This window comes from Tamlana sp. 2_MG-2023, from assembly GCF_030548465.1.
In the GTDB taxonomy this organism is placed as follows: Bacteria; Bacteroidota; Bacteroidia; order Flavobacteriales; family Flavobacteriaceae; genus Pseudotamlana.
Window position 1 is genome coordinate 267951 of the sequence record NZ_JAUOSF010000005.1, and the last position, 19027, is coordinate 286977.

15 protein-coding genes are annotated in these 19027 nt (G+C 35.5%); 12 read left to right on the forward strand and 3 right to left on the reverse strand.

From position 1 onward, the window contains the following. Positions 1–8: 8 nt before the first annotated feature. The 3 genes from Q4566_RS10650 to Q4566_RS10660 all read right to left on the reverse strand — a co-directional run bounded on the left by Q4566_RS10650 (position 9) and on the right by Q4566_RS10660 (position 2601). Positions 9–626 carry a bifunctional nuclease family protein gene (locus Q4566_RS10650; RefSeq protein WP_303420964.1) on the reverse strand — a complete coding sequence of 206 codons (618 nt, stop codon included), beginning with the start codon at positions 624–626 and terminating at the stop codon, positions 9–11. Between the two features lie 116 nt (positions 627–742). Next, positions 743–1702, reverse strand: coding sequence for an electron transfer flavoprotein subunit alpha/FixB family protein (locus Q4566_RS10655; protein WP_303420966.1), 960 nt, complete (start codon positions 1700–1702; stop codon positions 743–745). A 152-nt stretch (positions 1703–1854) separates the two neighbouring features. After that, the gene (locus Q4566_RS10660) at positions 1855–2601 is read right to left on the reverse strand and encodes an electron transfer flavoprotein subunit beta/FixA family protein (protein WP_303420968.1); all 747 of its coding nucleotides are present in this window, start codon (positions 2599–2601) and stop codon (positions 1855–1857) included. Between the two features lie 401 nt (positions 2602–3002). Between Q4566_RS10660 and Q4566_RS10665 the strand changes: the two genes are divergently transcribed. The 12 genes from Q4566_RS10665 (at position 3003) to Q4566_RS10720 (ending at position 18810) form a co-directional block, all read left to right on the forward strand. Next, positions 3003–3980 (forward strand): pyruvate dehydrogenase complex E1 component subunit beta, encoded by a 978-nt coding sequence (locus Q4566_RS10665; protein WP_303420970.1) that lies wholly within the window; start codon positions 3003–3005, stop codon positions 3978–3980. A gap of 63 nt (positions 3981–4043) precedes the next feature. Further along, on the forward strand, positions 4044–6545 hold the full coding sequence (locus tag Q4566_RS10670) for a DUF5686 and carboxypeptidase-like regulatory domain-containing protein (protein ID WP_303420972.1): 2502 nt from the start codon (positions 4044–4046) through the stop codon (positions 6543–6545). A 98-nt stretch (positions 6546–6643) separates the two neighbouring features. Beyond that, on the forward strand, positions 6644–7045 hold the full coding sequence (locus Q4566_RS10675) for a hypothetical protein (RefSeq protein ID WP_303420974.1): 402 nt from the start codon (positions 6644–6646) through the stop codon (positions 7043–7045). A 226-nt stretch (positions 7046–7271) separates the two neighbouring features. Further along, complete coding sequence (locus Q4566_RS10680) at positions 7272–8354, forward strand: efflux RND transporter periplasmic adaptor subunit (protein WP_408056948.1); 1083 nt, start codon at positions 7272–7274, stop codon at positions 8352–8354. Positions 8355–8377: 23 nt separating this feature from the next. Further along, on the forward strand, positions 8378–11620 hold the full coding sequence (locus tag Q4566_RS10685) for an efflux RND transporter permease subunit (RefSeq protein ID WP_303420978.1): 3243 nt from the start codon (positions 8378–8380) through the stop codon (positions 11618–11620). Then, positions 11613–13064, forward strand: a complete 1452-nt coding sequence (locus tag Q4566_RS10690) for a TolC family protein (protein ID WP_303420980.1) — start codon at positions 11613–11615, stop codon at positions 13062–13064. Before Q4566_RS10685 ends, Q4566_RS10690 begins: the two co-directional genes overlap by 8 nt. A 174-nt stretch (positions 13065–13238) precedes the next feature. After that, on the forward strand, positions 13239–13709 hold the full coding sequence (locus Q4566_RS10695) for a PAAR domain-containing protein (RefSeq protein ID WP_303420982.1): 471 nt from the start codon (positions 13239–13241) through the stop codon (positions 13707–13709). An 11-nt stretch (positions 13710–13720) separates the two neighbouring features. Further along, positions 13721–16615 (forward strand): hypothetical protein, encoded by a 2895-nt coding sequence (locus Q4566_RS10700; protein ID WP_303420984.1) that lies wholly within the window; start codon positions 13721–13723, stop codon positions 16613–16615. Positions 16616–16618: 3 nt separating this feature from the next. Further along, positions 16619–17275, forward strand: a complete 657-nt coding sequence (locus Q4566_RS10705; RefSeq protein ID WP_303420986.1) for a hypothetical protein — start codon at positions 16619–16621, stop codon at positions 17273–17275. A gap of 140 nt (positions 17276–17415) precedes the next feature. Then, positions 17416–17970, forward strand: a complete 555-nt coding sequence (locus Q4566_RS10710; RefSeq protein WP_303420988.1) for an REP-associated tyrosine transposase — start codon at positions 17416–17418, stop codon at positions 17968–17970. 90 nt (positions 17971–18060) lie between these two features. Beyond that, complete coding sequence (locus tag Q4566_RS10715; RefSeq protein ID WP_303420990.1) at positions 18061–18468, forward strand: hypothetical protein; 408 nt, start codon at positions 18061–18063, stop codon at positions 18466–18468. 15 nt (positions 18469–18483) lie between these two features. Next, the gene (locus Q4566_RS10720) at positions 18484–18810 is read left to right on the forward strand and encodes a hypothetical protein (RefSeq protein ID WP_303420992.1); all 327 of its coding nucleotides are present in this window, start codon (positions 18484–18486) and stop codon (positions 18808–18810) included. Positions 18811–19027: the final 217 nt, after the last annotated feature.

Here is a 19027-nt window from a genome sequence, read left to right on the forward strand (position 1 = left end):
AAATAAGGTTATTCACGTTTAGAGATTTCGTCCCTAATATGCGCTGCTTTTTCGTAATCTTCTGTAGCAACAGCTTCTTCTAATAATTTTTGAAGTTCGTCTAAACTTTTGCCTTTGTATGTATCACGTTGCTCATCGGGTTCCATTTCATTGGCAACCAATTCGTCTAATAAAACGCTGTCTTCTTGATCTTCATCATCTTTTTTAGGGTTTACTTTTAAATAAATCCCCGCTTTATCTAGAATGTTTTTATAGGTGAAAATAGGCGCTTGAAAACGAAGTGCTAAAGCTATTGCGTCGCTGGTTCTTGCGTCGATAATTTCTTCGATTTTATCGCGTTCGCAAATTAAACTGGAGTAAAAAACACCATCTACAAGTTTGTGAATAATCACTTGCTTAACAACAATATCAAAACGATCGGCAAAGTTTTTAAACAAATCGTGAGTTAAAGGTCGTGGTGGGCTAATTTCTTTTTCTAGTGCTATGGCAATAGATTGTGCCTCAAAAGCGCCAATCACGATAGGGAGTTTTCGGTCGCCATCTACTTCATTTAAAATTAATGCGTAGGCGCCATTTTGCGTTTGGCTATAGGAAATCCCCTTGATATTTAATCTTACTAAACTCATATATTTAAAACGTAAAAAACCGCTTAATTTAGAACTTAACCACCTGTATATTCAGATATGGTATAAAATGCTAAATTAAGCAGTTCTTTAGGACTACACAATTTATAAAAAATAAATTATTGTTGTGCTTTAAATGCTTTTAATTTTTCGATTAAGGCAGGAACGACTTCAAAAGCATCACCTACAACACCGTAATCGGCAGCCTTAAAGAAAGGTGCTTCAGGATCTGTATTAATAACCACTTTTGTTTTAGAAGCACTAACCCCAGCTAAATGTTGAATAGCTCCAGAGATACCAATGGCGATGTATAAATTTGCAGCTACGGGTTTTCCTGTTTGGCCTACGTGCTCACCATGTGGGCGCCATCCTAAGTCTGAAACCGGTTTAGAGCAAGCGGTTGCTGCACCTAATACATCAGCGAGTTCTTCAATCATTCCCCAATTTTCCGGACCTTTTAAACCGCGGCCTCCTGAAACTACAATTTCAGCATCAGCGATGGCTACTTTATCTGTAGCTTTATCAACCGATTCAACGGTAACCCCTGAATTTGGAACCTCAGGAGAAAACTCTTCCGCGGAAGCGTCGCCACTACTTTCCTCCAATCCGAATGCATTGTTAGAAACACCAATTATTTTTACATCGGTATTAATTTGAGTAGACTCAAAAGCTTTATTAGTGAAGGCCGTACGTTTTACTGTAAACGGACTTGTGTTTGAAGGCGCTTCAACAACATTGGAAGCGTATCCAGCGGATAAACCAACGGCTAAAAGCGGTGCTAAATATTTGCTGTCGGCGCTAGAACTTAATACAACAACCTTCGTGCTTTCTTTTTCAGCAGCTTGTTTAATAACTGAAGCATAGCTATTGGCGTTAAATTTGTCTAATGCCGTGTTTGTTACATTTAAAACTTTATCTACACCATAAGTGCCTAATGCTGAGGTGTCTTTTGCATTTATAGCGATAGCTGTAACGGTTGTACCTAATTGGTTAGCAACGGCTTTGGCGTAAGAAGCAACCTCGAAAGCTGCTTTTTTGAATGTGCCTTGTTCTGATTCTGTATATACTAAAACGGACATATTAAATTTCTTTTTTTATTTCCACGAAAGTGGAAATCTCGTTGTTTTTATTTTACCAAGTTTTTCGGTTTGGTTTGGCATTCTTTTTGGGCTTTTACCCGCATCCCTCCATAATCATTTCCCCTCCCATGGAGGGGCTAGGGGAGGCCCTTCTATATCACCTTAGCTTCTTTATGAAGTAAGCTTACTAATTCGTCTAAGTTATCGGCGTCAACTAAAGTCACTGCGCCTTTTGGAGCAGGCTTTTCAAAAGCAACAGAAGCTGTTTCAGCTTCAGAAGCTACAGGTTCAACGATAGTTAACGGTTTTTTACGTGCCATCATAATACCTCTCATATTTGGAATACGTAAATCACTTTCTTCAACTAAACCTTTTTGGCTTCCTATAACTAATGGAAGCGCTGTAGAAACCGTTTCTTTTCCGCCGTCAATTTCTCTTATCGCTTTCGCGGAAGTTCCATCAACTTCTAAACCAATACAATTGTTTACAAAATGAGCTTCAGTTAATCCTGCAACCATTCCTGGAACCATACCACCATTATAATCGATAGATTCTCTACCAGCAATAATTAGGTCGTAACCACCTTCTTTAGCGACATTTGCTAACTGTTTAGCTACTGAAAACCCATCGGTAGCAGCAGTATTCACACGGATAGCTTCATCTGCTCCAATAGCAAGGGCTTTACGTAAAGTAGGTTCAGTTTCGGCAGTTCCAACGTTTACTACAGTAACGCTAGCGCCTTGTTTTTCTTTAAACCACATGGCACGTGTTAATCCAAATTCATCATTCGGATTAATTACAAATTGAACACCATTGGAATCAAATTTCGTGTTGTCTTCAGTGAAATTAATCTTTGAAGTAGTGTCAGGAACATGACTTATACACACTAATATTTTCATTTGTATAATTTTTATAATGTTTAGATCATATGTAAAACCTTTAAAAATGTTGTTAAGAAACATACATTAGTAAGGTAATCATCTTAATTTTAAGTAAAATCGTCTGAAATTTTCAGGACACGAAGTTAATTATTTTATTCGTAAAAATTACTATGCATGCATAAGAAATTTATAAAAAATTAATGATAAATATTACAAATTCATAATGATTATAAGTGCTTACTTAGTAAGATTAAGGCAGTTGGTTTTATATTAGTGAATTATTTCTTTTTCCGCATAAATAGAGGGTTTTTTGTGTAAACATGATAAAAAAAAATGATTACTTAATTTTCATCTGATATTTTATAGTATACTTTTAGCAATAATTGTTATTTTTGCTACTCGAATAAAAATAAACTTTAATGAAGACAATTCAATTTAGAGAAGCTATTTGCGAAGCCATGAGCGAGGAAATGCGCAGAGATGAGAGCGTTTACTTAATGGGTGAGGAAGTAGCGGAGTATAATGGTGCTTATAAAGCATCGAAAGGCATGTTAGACGAATTTGGTGCTAAACGTGTTATTGATACACCAATTGCAGAACTTGGTTTTGCTGGTATCGCAATTGGTTCTACAATGACAGGGAATAGACCGATTGTAGAATATATGACTTTTAACTTTTCATTAGTTGGAATTGATCAAATTATAAATAATGCAGCGAAAATCAGACAAATGTCTGGTGGACAGTTTAAATGTCCGATTGTATTCCGTGGACCTACAGCTTCTGCTGGTCAGTTAGGGGCAACACACTCACAAGCTTTTGAAAACTGGTTTGCTAACACTCCAGGTTTAAAAGTAGTTGTACCTTCAAATCCTTACGATGCTAAAGGTTTATTGAAAGCTTCTATTCGTGATGACGATCCGGTTATTTTTATGGAAAGTGAGCAAATGTATGGTGATAAAGGTGAAGTTCCTGAAGGCGAATACATTATCCCATTAGGCGTTGCTGAAACTAAACGTGAAGGAACAGATGTTACTATCGTTTCTTTTGGTAAAATCATTAAAGAAGCTTACAAAGCAGCAGACGAATTAGAGAAAGAAGGTATTTCTTGTGAAATTATCGACTTACGTACAGTACGTCCTTTAGATAGAAAAGCGATTTTAGAGTCTGTAAAGAAAACAAATAGATTAGTTATTTTAGAAGAAGCATGGCCTTTTGGAAATGTTGCTACTGAAATCACTTACTTAGTACAATCTGAAGCATTTGATTATTTAGATGCTCCAATTATCAAAATAAACACAGCAGATACACCTGCACCGTATTCTCCAGTATTATTGGAAGAATGGTTACCAAACAAAGATGAGGTAATTAAAGCGGTGAAAAAGGTGATGTACAAATAAATTGAATTTATTTACGTTATTTAAACTTCATCAACATACTATGTTGATGAAGTTTTTTTTATTATGAATATAAGACTCTCCCTAGCTTTATTTTTTATTGCAGTTTGTGCATCTTTTGCGCAAACAAAAGTGAGTGGTTATGTTTTTGATGAAAATAACGATCCTGTTGCCTTTGCTAACGTTATTTTTAAAGGATCTACTCAGGGCACTATTACTAATGAGGAAGGACGTTTTTATCTAGAGTCTGATGAAACTTGGTCTGGCCTAACCGTTTCTTTTATAGGTTATGAAACCTTAACCGTCCCTTTAGAAAAACGAATAAATTACGACTTAAAGTTTACCCTTATTGAAGCGGCTTCACAGTTAAATGAAGTCTTTATTGTTTCGGGGAAACAGCCTAAAAAAAATAATCCAGCTATAGATTTATTGCGGAAAATTTGGGAACATAAACGTAGTAATGGCCTCAAACAGTTTAAGCAATACCAGTACGATAAATACGAAAAATTAGAATTCGATCTTAACACTATAGATAGTGCACTTATTACAAGTAAGTTGTTTAAAGGGATGGAATTTGTGTTCGAAGAAGTAGACACCTCTAAAGTTACCGGAAAAACTTACTTGCCGATTTTCGTTAACGAAGCCGCTTCGAAGGTGTATGGCGATAACGTGATTAATAAAAGTAAAGAAGTTTTACAGGGGAATAAAAACTCTGGGTTTAGTGATAATCAAAGTCTCATCGATTTTGTAAAAGATCTGTACGCCGATATTAATGTCTATGACAATTTCCTTAAATTTTTTGACAAAAGTTTTGTGAGCCCCTTATCACGAACAGGAATCAATACCTACAATTATGTTTTAGCCGATAGTGCCTACATTGATAATAAATGGTGTTACAATATTATTTATTACCCAAGACGAAAAAATGAGCTGACCTTTAAAGGTGATTTTTGGGTTGCTGATACGACGTATGCCATAAAGGAAATTAACCTTCAAGCATCTAAGAGTGCGAACATCAATTGGGTTAAGGAAATTTATATTGAGCAAGAATTTGAGGTCTTAAATGATTCGTTATTTCTTGTAAAACGGGATTACATGATGTCTGACTTTGCCCCTAATAAGAAGGAGAAGTCACGAGGGCTTTACGGTAAACGTACCACGCTCTTTAATAATTATGAATTTGATATTGAAAAAGATAAAAAGTTCTACGAGAAAGAAGTAAACTTTTATGATAAGAATGCTTATAATCGTGATGATGCCTTTTGGGAAGAAAATCGCATGGAAAAATTAAGCGAAGATGAAAAGGGTGTTTATAAAATGTTAGACACCTTAAAAACTGTAAAAAAGTTTAAAAATCTTTACAGTGCTGGTACCGTTTTAGCTTCTGGATATTACGAGTTCAATACGCTGCCACTAGATTACGGCCCTGTTTTTTCTACTTTTGGTTATAATGAAGTTGAAGGCCTGCGTTTGCGTGCTGGTGGTCGTACCTATTTTGGAAGAAATGATTTATGGCGTATTGAAGGGTTTATGGCCTACGGATTTAGAGATGATAAAGTGAAATACGGCATCTCAGGAAAATGGCTGTTGGATAAGAAAACAAGATTGATTGTGCAGGGAGGAAATCGCCGAGATATTGAACAGATTGGAGCGAGTTTAACCAATTCCACCGATGTTTTAGGTCGAAGTTTTGCCTCGTCAGGAATTTTTACCACGGCTACCAATGATAAACTTACCAATATTAATTTAACGACCTTATCTTTTGAGTTTGAACCCGCTAAAAATTTAACATTTCGATTAGGTGGTAGTTATCGAACTTTAGAATCGGCTTCAGATACTTTTAGTCTTGATTATTATGATGAGAATGCTCCAACTGGGGTGTCTTCGGAAATAAAACAGTACGAATCGGAGCTTTTAATGTCTTATTTTCCGAATAGAAAAATGACAGGTTTTGGGGTGGAACGATCGCCTACAAACTACGATTATGCTCAAATCTATGCCATGATAACCAAAGGGGTGAAAGGTAGGTTAAATGATAATTTTGATTATACAAAACTGCAATTTCGATATGTACAACCTTGGCAAGTTGGCGGTTTTGGTAGATTATTTACCACTATTGAAGCAGGTAAAACCTTTGGAGCAGTGCCATTAGGACTTTTAAGTGTGATTCCAGGAAATCAAAGTTACTTCTCTATTTATAACACGTTTTCTCAAATCGATTTTTACGAGTTTGTTACCGATACCTATGCTTCAGTGCACGTGGAGCATAATTTTAACGGACGCTTATTTTCTCGAATACCGTTAATTAAGAAATTTAATTTAAGAGCTATAGCTGGCTTTAGAACGGTTATGGGAAGTATTTCTCAGGAAAATATAGATCTTAATGCTTCTGGCCTAAACTACGTGGCACCGTCTCAAGATCCTTATTATGAGTACAGTTTCGGTATAGGGAATATTTTTAAAGTCTTTCGTATCGATTTCAACTTTAGAGGGAATTACCTTGATGAAGTTGAAAACCCTAATGCGCGTCCTTTTGGGATAACAGGTGCTTTTGGCTTTAGTTTTTAGGATCTATTGTAATTTAGTTTTTTTGCTTTAATGTATTTTAATACAAATCACTTGTATAGCTTTTTAAGATGATATACTTTTATCGCCCGATGGAAAAAATGAAAAAGTCATTTCTTAAATACATTCTTTTTCTATTTACTCTCTTAATTATTGGGCAGAGTAAAATGTTTGCTGAGGTCAATCAGCAAAGCTCCAGTGACCTTGTTTCAGAATTTCTTCTTAATGTTAAAAATGATACGCGTGATCTAAAGCAATCACTATTTTTTTCAACATCTCCTGATTCATCTAGTTTATTAGATATAAAAATTGATGAGATTGAAATTGAAGAATACAAAAATAGTCTTCGTAAAAAAACAAGTTTTCAAAATGATTTTACCAACCGTTTTGAAGCACTTATATTATACTCCACAATTGAGAAAAAGAACTTCTTCTCTCATGAGTATTACCCGCTTAAATTATCTAGTAAGCGCTATATTTTATTTGAGGTTTATAGGTTATGAAATTTAAATAAGACATTGTCGTCTTTAATTTCAGCAGGCATTTCTATGTCTATTAATACCCTTGGCGTTAAGCTTTAAGGGTATGAAGAAGTGTGATTAAACCAATTTATTATATAAAATAGGTCTGGTATTAGCCATATTATTGTTTATGGCTTTTCTAAGGCATATTTCATGTAACACTTCTCAAAATAAAGAAAAAACCAAATATTTTATATCTCGAATTATGATAAAAAAGAGTCTTCTTTTGGCAGGCTTGTGCGTGCTATTGTTGCTTGCCAGCTGCCAATCGGAAAAGAAAAAACATGAAAAAGAAACAGAATTTTTAGTAACTACTCCTATAAAAATTGACACCACAATTACAAAAGACTACGTGTGTCAAATTCATTCTATAAGAAACATTGAAGTCCGTGCTCTAGAACGTGGTTATCTAAAAGGAATTCATGTTGATGAAGGACAATTGCTTAAAAAAGGGCAAAAAATGTTTGATATCATGCCTAATGTTTATCAAGCCGATTTACAAAAAGCCAATGCAGAGGCTGATGTTGCTGCCATAGAATACAAAAACACAAAACTGTTGGCCGATAGCGATGTCGTTTCTCAAAATGAGTTAACTATGGCTAAAGCAAAGCTTGAAAAAGCAAAAGCTGAGGTGTCTCTCGCGCAAACCCATTTAGGGTTTACAAATATTAAAGCGCCTTTTGACGGTATTATGGGGCATCTTCATGTTCGTGAAGGCAGTCTTTTAGATGAAGGTGAATTGCTTACTACCCTGTCTGATAACAGTAAAATGTGGGTGTACTACAATGTGTCAGAAGCTGAATATTTAGATTTTATTACCAACATTGATAGAAATAAAGCTCAAGAAGTGAGCCTGTTAATGGCTAACAATAAAGAGTTTCCTCATAAAGGTGTTGTTGAAACCATTGAAGGTGAATTTAACAACGAAACGGGAAATATTGCTTTTAGAGCGGTTTTTTCAAATGAAGAAGGCATCTTAAGGCATGGTGAAACGGGTAGTATTCTTATGAAGATTCCGTTTAAAGATGCGATCATTATTCCGCAGAAAGCAACCTTTGAAGTGTTAAGTAAAAAATATGTTTTTGTAATTGATAAAGATGATGTTGTAAGACAAAAAGAAATTCAAGTTGGTGCAGAATTACCACATCTTTTTGTTGTAGATGAAGGATTGTCTTTAAACGATAAAGTTTTATTAGAAGGGATTCGTATGGTTAAAAATGGCGAAAAAATTCATTATAAAGTTGAAGATGGAAATTCAGTTATAAAGAATTTAGAGATGTACGCCGAGTAATAACCTCCTTATCATATAACATTATGTTTAGTAAATTTATAAAAAGACCGGTGTTGGCAATCGTCATATCGGTAATCATAGTTTTTACGGGGTTGTTGGCTATAAATCAACTACCCGTTTCTCAGTTCCCTCAAATTGCCCCAACGACCGTTAATATATTTATTGCGTACCCTGGGTCAAGTGCCGATGTATTAGTAAAATCTACATTAATTCCATTAGAAACTGCGATAAACGGTGTTCAGGATATGCGTTACATTGCTTCCGATGCGACGAGTGCTGGGGAAGGAACCATTCGTATTATTTTCGAACCAGGAACAGACCCCAATCAGGCGGTGGTCCGGGTGAAGACCAGGGTCGATCAGGTGATGCCTTTACTTCCAGAATTGGTTCAAAGAGAGGGTGTTGTGATTACACCTGTTCAACCCAGTATGTTGATGTATGTGAATTTGTACAGTAAGAAAAAGGATAACGATGAGAAATTCCTTTACAACTACGCCTACACTAAAATAGTGCCCGAAATTCAAAGAATTAAAGGAATTGCTAGTGCACAAATATTAGGAAGTCGTAAGTATGCCATGCGTGTTTGGTTGAAACCAGATAGAATGCGAGCGTATAAAGTTTCGGCAGAAGAAGTGCTTAAAGCCATGGACGAGCAAAGTATTATTGCACGGCCCGGGCGTTTAGGACGAAGTTCGGGGAAAAAGGCGCAGTCTTTAGAATATGTTTTAACCTATGAAGGGCGTTATAACGAGCCCGAACAGTATAAAGATATTATTGTCAAGGCCACAGAAGAAGGTGAAATTCTAAAATTAGGAGATATTGCCGATGTCGAATTAGGCAGTGAGTTTTTCGATATTTATTCCAATTTAGATGGGCAACCTTCAGCGTCTATCGTATTAAAGCAAACTTTTGGTAGTAACGGTAGTGACGTTATTGATTCAGTAAAAGAAAAATTAAAAGAATTAAAAGAGGACTTACCTCCAGATGTAGATTATAAAATAAGTTATGATGTGTCTAACTTTTTAGATGCCTCCATTGAACAGGTGATACATACCTTACGTGATGCTTTTATTTTAGTAGCCATTGTGGTGTTCTTGTTCTTGGGAGATTTACGTTCTACGCTTATTCCAATAATTGCTGTGCCTGTTTCGCTTATCGGAACATTCTTTATTATGCAGCTTTTCGGGCTATCCATAAATTTAATAACACTTTTTGCTTTAGTATTAGCGATTGGTATTGTGGTTGATGATGCTATTGTTGTCGTTGAAGCTGTGCATGTTAAAATGGAAGAAGAACATCTCACGCCGTACAAAGCGTCTTATGCGGTATTGGGAGAAATTGGCGGGGCGATTATCGCCATAACCATGGTTATGGTTTCTGTTTTTATTCCTATTGCTTTTATGTCTGGACCTGTTGGGGTTTTCTACCGACAGTTTTCTATAACTATGGCGGGTGCTATTGTGCTTTCCGCAATTGTGGCACTTACGCTTACGCCAGTACTTTGTGCGATGATGTTAAAAAACAATCATGGTAAAGCAAGAAGAAAAACGCCTATAAATAGATTTATCGATTGGTTTAATTCAAAATTTGATAAGCTTACAGGGCGTTATGTGAAAATTTTAAATGTAATTGTTAACCGTCGTGTCGTGACATTTGGATTACTCATTGCGTTTTGTATCGGTATATTTCTAACGAATAAAGTATTGCCTGCTGGATTCATCCCGAATGAGGATCAAGGAATGATTTATGCAATCATCCAAACACCTCCAGGCGCGACATTAGAGCGTACCAATGAAGTGGCTCATAAACTTCAAAAAATTTGCGAAGAGACTGAAGGTGTACAATCGGTATCATCTTTAGCTGGTTATGAAATTATGACGGAAGGTCGTGGTTCTAACGCCGGAACTTGTTTAATTAACCTGAAACCATGGTCGGAACGTCATCATTCTGTTCATGAGATCATGGAAGAATTAGAAGAAGAAACGAAAGATCTTGGAGCGGTTATCGAATATTTTGAGCCGCCTGCTGTACCTGGTTTTGGTTCTTCTGGTGGTTTTGCGATGCGTTTACTTGATAAAACAAATTCAACCGATTATCATGAATTCGAAAGCATTAATAATCAGTTTATGGATGCTTTAAGAGAACGCAAAGAATTAGCTGGTTTGTTTACATTTTATGCGGCAAATTATCCGCAGTACAAATTGAAAATAAACAATAAAGCAGCCATGCAAAAGGGGGTTTCCATTGGAGCAGCCATGGAAAACCTAAATATTTTAATTGGTAGTACCTACGAGCAAGGCTTTATTAAATACGGTAGATTCTTTAAAGTGTACACCCAAGCAGCACCAGAATATCGTGGGATGCCTTCCGATTTACAAAAGCTTTTTGTGAAAAATGAAACAGGTGAAATGGTGCCGTATTCATCATTCATGAGTATGGAAAAAACCTTAGGGCCTAATGAGATTACGCGCTACAATTTGTATAACTCAGCCGCCATTCGCGGACTCCCAGCTAAAGGGTTTACCAGTGGTGATGCTATTAAAGCCATTCAAGATGTTGCTAAAGAAACTTTGCCTAGAGGATACGATATCGCTTGGGAAGGCTTGTCTTATGATGAAGCTTCTCGAGGAAACGAGTCGTTGTATATTTTCATCGTGGTATTAATTTTTGTGTATCTCGTCTTAGCCGCACAATATGAAAGTTTCCTATTACCAATGGTGGTTATATTTTCATTACCTGTCGGAATTTTTGGCTCCTTTTTATTGCTGAAATTTATGGGACTGGCTAACGATGTTTACGCTCAAATTGGCGTCATCATGCTGGTTGGGTTATTAGGAAAAAATGCCGTATTAATTGTCGAATTCGCCGTTCAAAAACGAAATGAAGGCGCTACCATACTTGAAGCCGCTATTGAAGGTGCGAAAGTAAGATTCCGACCAATTTTAATGACGTCTTTTGCATTCGTAGCAGGGTTAATTCCACTAGTTGTAGCTACTGGAGCTGGAGCTATTGGAAACAGAACCATTGGAGGTTCAGCCATGGGAGGAATGCTTATTGGTACTCTTTTAGGGGTGCTAGTAATTCCAGGATTATACTTCATCTTTGCTAAAATGGCTGATGGGCGCACGCTTATAAAAGATGAAAAAGCAGAGCCTGTTTCAGAAGAGTTTATGCGTGTGAGTGAAAGCAGTTCCGAAGTTAAAACAGAGCTTTCAAGAATTAAAAAGCTTTTGAAAAAACTAACTAAAAATAGAGAAGATGAATAAGAAAAAAGCAACTGTTCAACAGTTTAAAAAAATATTTTTGCTTACTGTTATTCTACTAACAACATGTTATTCCTGCGTACCTACTTTAGAGGTTATGCAGGAAAGCAAAGAAACGCCTAGTGCGTTTAAAAACCAAACGACCGATACGCTAAATACAGCTAAAGTTAAGTGGAATGATTATTTTACCGATGTGTATTTAAGTGCTTTAATAGAAGAGGCGCTTAAAAATAATCAAGAGTTAAATATCACCTTGCAAGAAGTAGATATTGCACGAAATGAAGTACGCGCAAAAAAGGGAGAATATTTGCCTTTTGTTGATATTCGTGGTGGTGCTGAAGTTGAAAAAGTTGGGCGTTACACGAGTCAGGGAGCGAATGATGCCAATACAGACATTAAGCCAGGAAAAGAATTTCCAGAACCTCTGGGAAATTATGGTTTAGCGCTTGAAGCACGATGGGAATTGGATATTTGGAAGAAATTAAGAAACGCTAAAAAAGCGGCTTATAGTCGTTATATTTCTTCAGTGGAAGGAAAGAATTTTTTAGTAACGAATTTAATTTCTGAAATCGCGAATTCTTATTATGAATTGCTAACTCTTGATACGCAGTTAAGCATCGTTCAAGAGAATATTGGTATTCAAAGTAATGCTTTAAGAATCGTGAAACTTCAAAAAGAAGCTGCTCGTGTTACGGAATTGGCGGTAAGCCGGTTTGAGGCCGAAGTGCTTCATACTAAAAGTTTGAGATTCGATATTCAACAACAGATAACTGAAACTGAAAGCAAGATTAACTTTTTGGTAGGTCGTTATCCGCAGTCCATTGAAAGAAGCTCAGAATCTTTTTACGATTTGGTTCCTAATACGCTTTTGGTTGGAGTGCCCGCACAATTGTTAGATAATCGTCCAGATATTAGAGAGGCAGAACTAGAATTGGAAGCTGCGAAGTTAGATATTAAGGTAGCTAAGGCTAGGTTTTATCCTTCCATAGGAATTTCAGCTGGAGTAGGGTTTGAAGCTTTTGATCCTTCTTTATTATTGGAAACACCTGCATCTTTAATATATTCACTGGTTGGTGATATGGCAGGTCCTCTAATTAATAGAAACGAAATAAAAGCGTTGTATTACAACGCAAGTGCAAAACAGATTCAAGCCGTGTACAACTACGAGCGTACCGTGTTGAACGCGTATTTGGAAGTGGCGAATCAGCTTTCAAACATTAGTAATTTAGAGCAGAGTTTCGATTTAAAATCGAAAAAAGTGGAGGCCTTGACACGTTCTATTGATATTTCGAATACACTTTTTAAATCTGCTAGAGCAGATTATATGGAGGTGTTGCTAACACAGCGCGATGCTTTAGAGTCTAAATTTGAATTGGTAGAAACTAAAAAAGAGCAAATGGGCGCCGTTGTTAATATGTATCGTGCTTTAGGCGGTGGTTGGAATTAAATAGCATTTAATTTTAGTATTAATAGTTGATTATTTCTTAATCCTCTTAAGTGTTATGCTTAAGAGGATTTTGTTTTTTAGAAATTAACCATAATTTAAAAAGATAGTTAAATCTTACAAATAAGTAGAATAATGCTTACATTTAGCGTTTTTAAAACCAAATAAGAATATTCTATGGCAGGGAAACCAGTAGCAACTGTAGGAAGTAATCATACGTGTCCCATGTGCAGTGGCACCACGCCGCATGTAGGCGGTCCTATTATGAAAGGTGAAGTTAATGTGTTGTTTAATGGTAAGCCAGTTGCAACTATGGGTAGTATGTGTACCTGCAATGGCGGTCCAGATACGGTAATCACAGGAAATCCATCGGTGCTAGTAAATGGTAAACCCATTGCTTGTTTGGGAGATTCTACTGCTCATGGTGGTGTTATTGTAATCGGTGAACCTAATATTATGGTAGGTAGTAGTGCTTCAAAACCAACAGAAGCTATGCCTGCTGAAAAAATTCCATTTCCAAAAATTACCACAGTTGATAGAATTAAATCTGTTGTTATTGGTCAGGGTGAAAACTTAAAGGAAGCCCGTGAGAAACAAGAGGAAGCCAAAAAGCATGGTTATCTCATTCAAATTGATTTTAGTGTTTAGATTTTAAGGAAATGAAAGTAGAATACCCCATCGTACCTGCTTACGGAAGCAATCCTAGCGAAATAGAAAAAGAAAAGACCAATGCTTATCATTTTGGGCATAACAATAGAAACGGGTTTTTTCCGCTTGGAATAAATAATTCTTGGCATGGCGGCATACATATTGAAGGTTTGGGTACCCAAGTACGCGCCATAGCTGACGGACGCATTATTGCCTACCGTTTTGCTGAAGACTATTTACTTGAAAAAGATAGTGAAACGGCTAAATATTCCAATAGCTTCATGTTAATGCAGCATGATTTTGAAACTCTAGAAAAAATAAAATTTCGTTTTTATAGTCTGTACATGCACTTGCAGCCTAAAGAGGAGCTAATAGCTAAAAAATATGGCGAAAATATTCCTGATTTGTATGCCAAGAATATGGTAAAAGCGAATATAAAATCTCATGAAATCGGATTGAAAATACGTCGATATTGTAAGGAGGATACAGAGCAATCGGCTGAAACGCAATTTGTAAGCAAAGGCGGTTTGTTGAAAAAAGAGCCATCAGTAACACTGCTAGATACCCATTGGACGAATGCCGACGATTTTAAAAATAAGTATGTGATTTGTTCTTATAAAGGTGATAAGTTCTGTGCCTATCGTGGTTGGTTATTAGATTATAACGATGAATTTTATCAAGTGAACCATAAACAAGCAACCGATGATGATTTTTTTAGACCCTATGCAGTAGAAGGCACCATGTTGTTTGACGGGATTGGTGGGAATTATGTCAAGATGGAATCTCAAAATACAGAACTTGAAATTGAATTTACAAAAGATGCCGACTGGTACAAAATTAAGGGCACTCGAAATTATGTACTAGCAGCGGATTGCACGCCGATTACTAAAAAAATAAAGGACGATGTTAAATTTAACTCCGTTGAAAACGTTAATGTACCCATAAAAGCAGGGCAGATAATTGGTAACCTTGGTCAATACGACTCAGAAAATCGAAAATCATACAATGCGCTCCATTTGGAGGTGTTTACAGATGATGCTAATCTTTCAGGATTTTTAAATAATAATAAAGATAAGGATCAAACGACTTATGAAGTTGAGAAAGGTAAAACACTGCATGTTGGAAAGCCGTGTGATTTTTTAAAAGCAAAAACCAAAGTCAAAATTTATCAAAGTGATGGGGATTATACTCAAATCGGATTTGAAGATGAAACGGCTGTTGTGCCACGCGACACTCTTGATTATGGAGGGAAAAGAAGCATATATGTTAAAGGGAGTAAAACAAATAAAAGTGTATACACGATAAAGGAAGCTCATTTTGATGAAATTAATATAAAACTTAAAGGACTTTTGGAAGATGAAAAGTCTGAAGTATATTTCATAAATGAAACCGGGGATGAAAAATTAGATAGGACTATAGGTTACGGAACTAAATATTCAGGAAAAAAGTTTTGGGTAAAATCTACAAAGGTTACGGGAGATCCTGGTGCCTGGGTAAGTTTAGTGGCTGATATTGATACCGTATTTGAAAATAAGCCTAGCGATAATTCAAAAGGTGTTGAAGTACTGAAAACCTCGAAAATAAGAAAAACAACTGAAGCGAAAGATCATGCTGGTGAGACTTGGTGGCATATAAAGACTAAGCAAGAAGAAGGTTGGATTAAAAAAAGTGAGCTTACAGAAAAGAACCCTTATAAGTGGGAAGAGTTTGGGTGGAAGGTTTTAGAAAATACTGGTGACCAATATTTTTACATGTTCGGTGAGTTTGTTGAAAAAAGCAGTCCGCATAAGTTTGTGGAGGACATTTGGGAACAAGCCGATACCGATGGTGATTCTAAACTGTCTAATTTTGAGTTGCAGCAGGTTATGCGAAATAAGGAGTCTCTAGATCACGTTAGTAAATTGATTTGTAAACACGAGAGCGAGTGGAATACCTGGGAAAATATAGATAAATTTGAGTCGGAGCTAAAAGAAATATATAAAAAAGGCATTGAAGGAAAGCAGGAGCTAGTAGCCCAGCGCGATGCTAAAATTTCTGTACTCAAAGACAAGATTAAAAACTTAAGTTTTTGGCATGAAATAGAGGAAGGCGATTTGTCTAATACGAAAGCTGAGGATTGTGGAAAAAGAAAGTTTCCTAGAGAATCTAATGTTTATCACTTTCATCCCATCGCTTTTGTGGAGCAGATGAAGATGATTGTGGGAGGACAGAATGTGATCAATATTTATTGGGATGGGACTATTAGTAAATTAGAAAATGAAAAATTAGAAGCGGGGACTGAAATAAAGATTGTTTATCATGACGTTAATGGAGAAACTCATATACTTGGAAAGTCAAAAGCTATAATCACAAGAAGGCACACTAAAAAGAATACAATATCTACAATTAGTAAAGATGATATTCTTATGGTTTACGTTAAAGATTTTCCGAGTTATTCAAAAGGTAATGTGAAATTCAAGTTCGCTGTTTGGAATTCAAATTCAAATAGGTGGTATATTAATCCATATTGTTTAGCAGGGCTGTTGGGGGCGATGATTGAAGAGAGTATAGAAGATTTGAGTTTTAATGGTTTTAGTGTGAAAAATGGTAATACTGCGGGAGGTAGTTCTTCACATATAAATGGAAAGGTAGGGGATTTACGATATTTAAGTATTAATAAAAACGGAGAAAGAACCTTGTTGCAGGATTCTCATTTTGATTATGATAGGCAGGTGAAGTTTAATAATGCATTGTATAAATTTGGGTGGGGTGTAAATGGAGAAAATTATTCGGAAAATTTTTCACATAATGGAGAATCGACTTTATTGCCTCATACAAAACATATGAAAAAGACAACAGGGAATGCGAAATATAGACATCACCACCATATTCACTTAAAAGGTTTTGATTTTTCTAGAATAAAATAATTTATGGGAAGAAATTTATTAGTAATCGTCTTGCTGCTTATTTGTATTAGTAGCTGTAAGGAAGCGAAAAAAGAAGAGAAGCAGGTGTCAGTGTCTGTTATAGAAACTAACGAGTTTCAAAAATGTATTCGTCAGCTAACATTTTATGACGATTACGAAATAGATATTCATGGAAGCGTTCGAGAAAATGATGAAGGTTTTTTTCTGAATAAAAAGAAAATCAAGAAGACCGATAGCTGTATTTTTGATTATTTAAACAGTACTCATACGAATCATAGTGATGATTTTTTCTATAATATAGATAGCAAAAAATATTATCCAGTCTTTAAAAAGAAGTTAGAGAATAGAGTTGTTGTTGGGAGTTTTGTTGAGTATTATGGTGAGAATGATATTCCTGGGGTGTTATTGCAACTTAATTTGTTCGATTTAGACGGGAATCAAGTAGATTATCTAATAGTTTTTAACAGGTTTAGTTTTGAAATATCTATTCAATACGATTTTATGATTAATGAAGCCTTTTCAGAGATAGAAATAAGTAAAATAGAAGAAGATTGGATTTTATTCGATGATGAAGGTGAAATGATAGAACGGAAAGAGCCATTAATAAGTAAAGAAAAAGAAGTTGTTAGAATTACGAAAAATGGTTTTGTGAAAAAATAAATTATTTAAAATAAAATTAACCGACAGCGCGGACTTGTAGTCCACGCCACCATACATAACCCGATAGCGCGGACTTGTAGTCCGTGCCGTATATAAAATATTAAATCAGTACCCCAAAAAAGTTTCTAAAAATAAAAGAGTTGTCTACAAAATATAAAGCTACAGAGAAGGACGTCGCGTATTTTATAACCATAACATCAGTAGGTTGGGTAGATGTTTTTACTAGGTTACGGCAAAAGTATGTTATAATAAATGCATTAAAATATTGTCAACAACATAAAGGTTTAGAGATTTATGCTTATTGTATAATGAGCAGTCATATTCACTTACTTTGTAAGGTAGACGAGTTAGCTTTGTTAAGCAATGTTATAAGAGATTTTAAAACGTTTACTTCAAAAAAAATTATAGAAACAATCATAGAATATCCAGAAAGTCGAAGAGAATGGTTGTTAGATTATTTTTCTAAAGCTTGTGCGCATTTAAAAAGGAATCAGAAGTATAAAGTTTGGCAAGATGGTTATCATGCAGAAAAAGTGTATTCAAACAAGTTCATAAAGCAAAAAGTAAATTATATACACAATAATCCAGTTGCAAATAAAATTGTAGAAAAGCCAGAAGATTATTTGTTTAGTTCCGCTCGAAATTATGCAGAACTGGATAGTGAAATAGATATCGATACAATATATTTGTTTTGAGTTCTTAGTGTTGCACGGACTACAAGTCCGCGTTATCGGAATTGATATTGAGGTGATTCATGTTATTCAACAAACGATTATAAATTAGATATGAAACGAGCAAAGTTAGTTCCACTGGTAACTTTAAAAAGAGAGAAGTTGTCTATTGCTCAGATTGCAGAACAGGTTATTAATTTTTATGTGAAACTGTCCTTATCCGATGCAGACTTTAATCAAATAAGTGTTGTGTCAGAAAAGAAGCCTTTATATCAAAGTATTAATGTTAATGCCGATGCTGCAAAACAGCAGTTAGCAGAAGAGGTTCTACATAAAAACATTAAGGAAATCCAGAAAATGGATAAAGTAGAAAATCCAACTCCTGATTTTGTCATGAGTGAATCTATTATATCTATTGGTTTAGAAGTAAAAAGCCAAAATACTTCTTTGATGACTTTAAATTTCAGTTTCCAAAATTCAAATAGTTTTAGGTCGAAAATAGCTAGTATATCAGTAGATTAAGTATGTTTTGATACTTTGGAAAAAGCCAAGTTCTTTTTGGATACAGCTAAAGCATCTTTTTTAGTTGATTATTCAGTGATTAAAATTTCTGATAGAGATATTAATAAATCGGTTAGAGGTCTTAAAACTCCTTTAGGTTGGATTACTTATTTTTCAAATGATTATGAAATACCCATCCCTGATTATCTGGAAGGCATTGAGTACGAACATACGGACAATGGGAAGTACTTAATCTTGACAAGGGAAAACCCTATTGCTCCTGAATTGCTAGAAACCATTAAGGAAAAGCTAATAAACTTAATGGGTGAGATAAAAGAGAGAGTGCCAGAATACAGTAAATAAAGACTTAGAAAGCCTGATTTTGGCGGGGCTTTTTTATGCCCCATAAGCAGCTCTTGCTTTAGAGTCACGGATGTAGGTATCAATAATATCAAAAAGCTTGCTTTGAGAGTTAGCATCCAGAAGGGGCGACTCAAATATATGTTCCTGAGCCATATAGACAGATAGGAAGCGCTTTTGATAATCTCAAACCGATTTTAGTGAACAAATAGATCCCGAT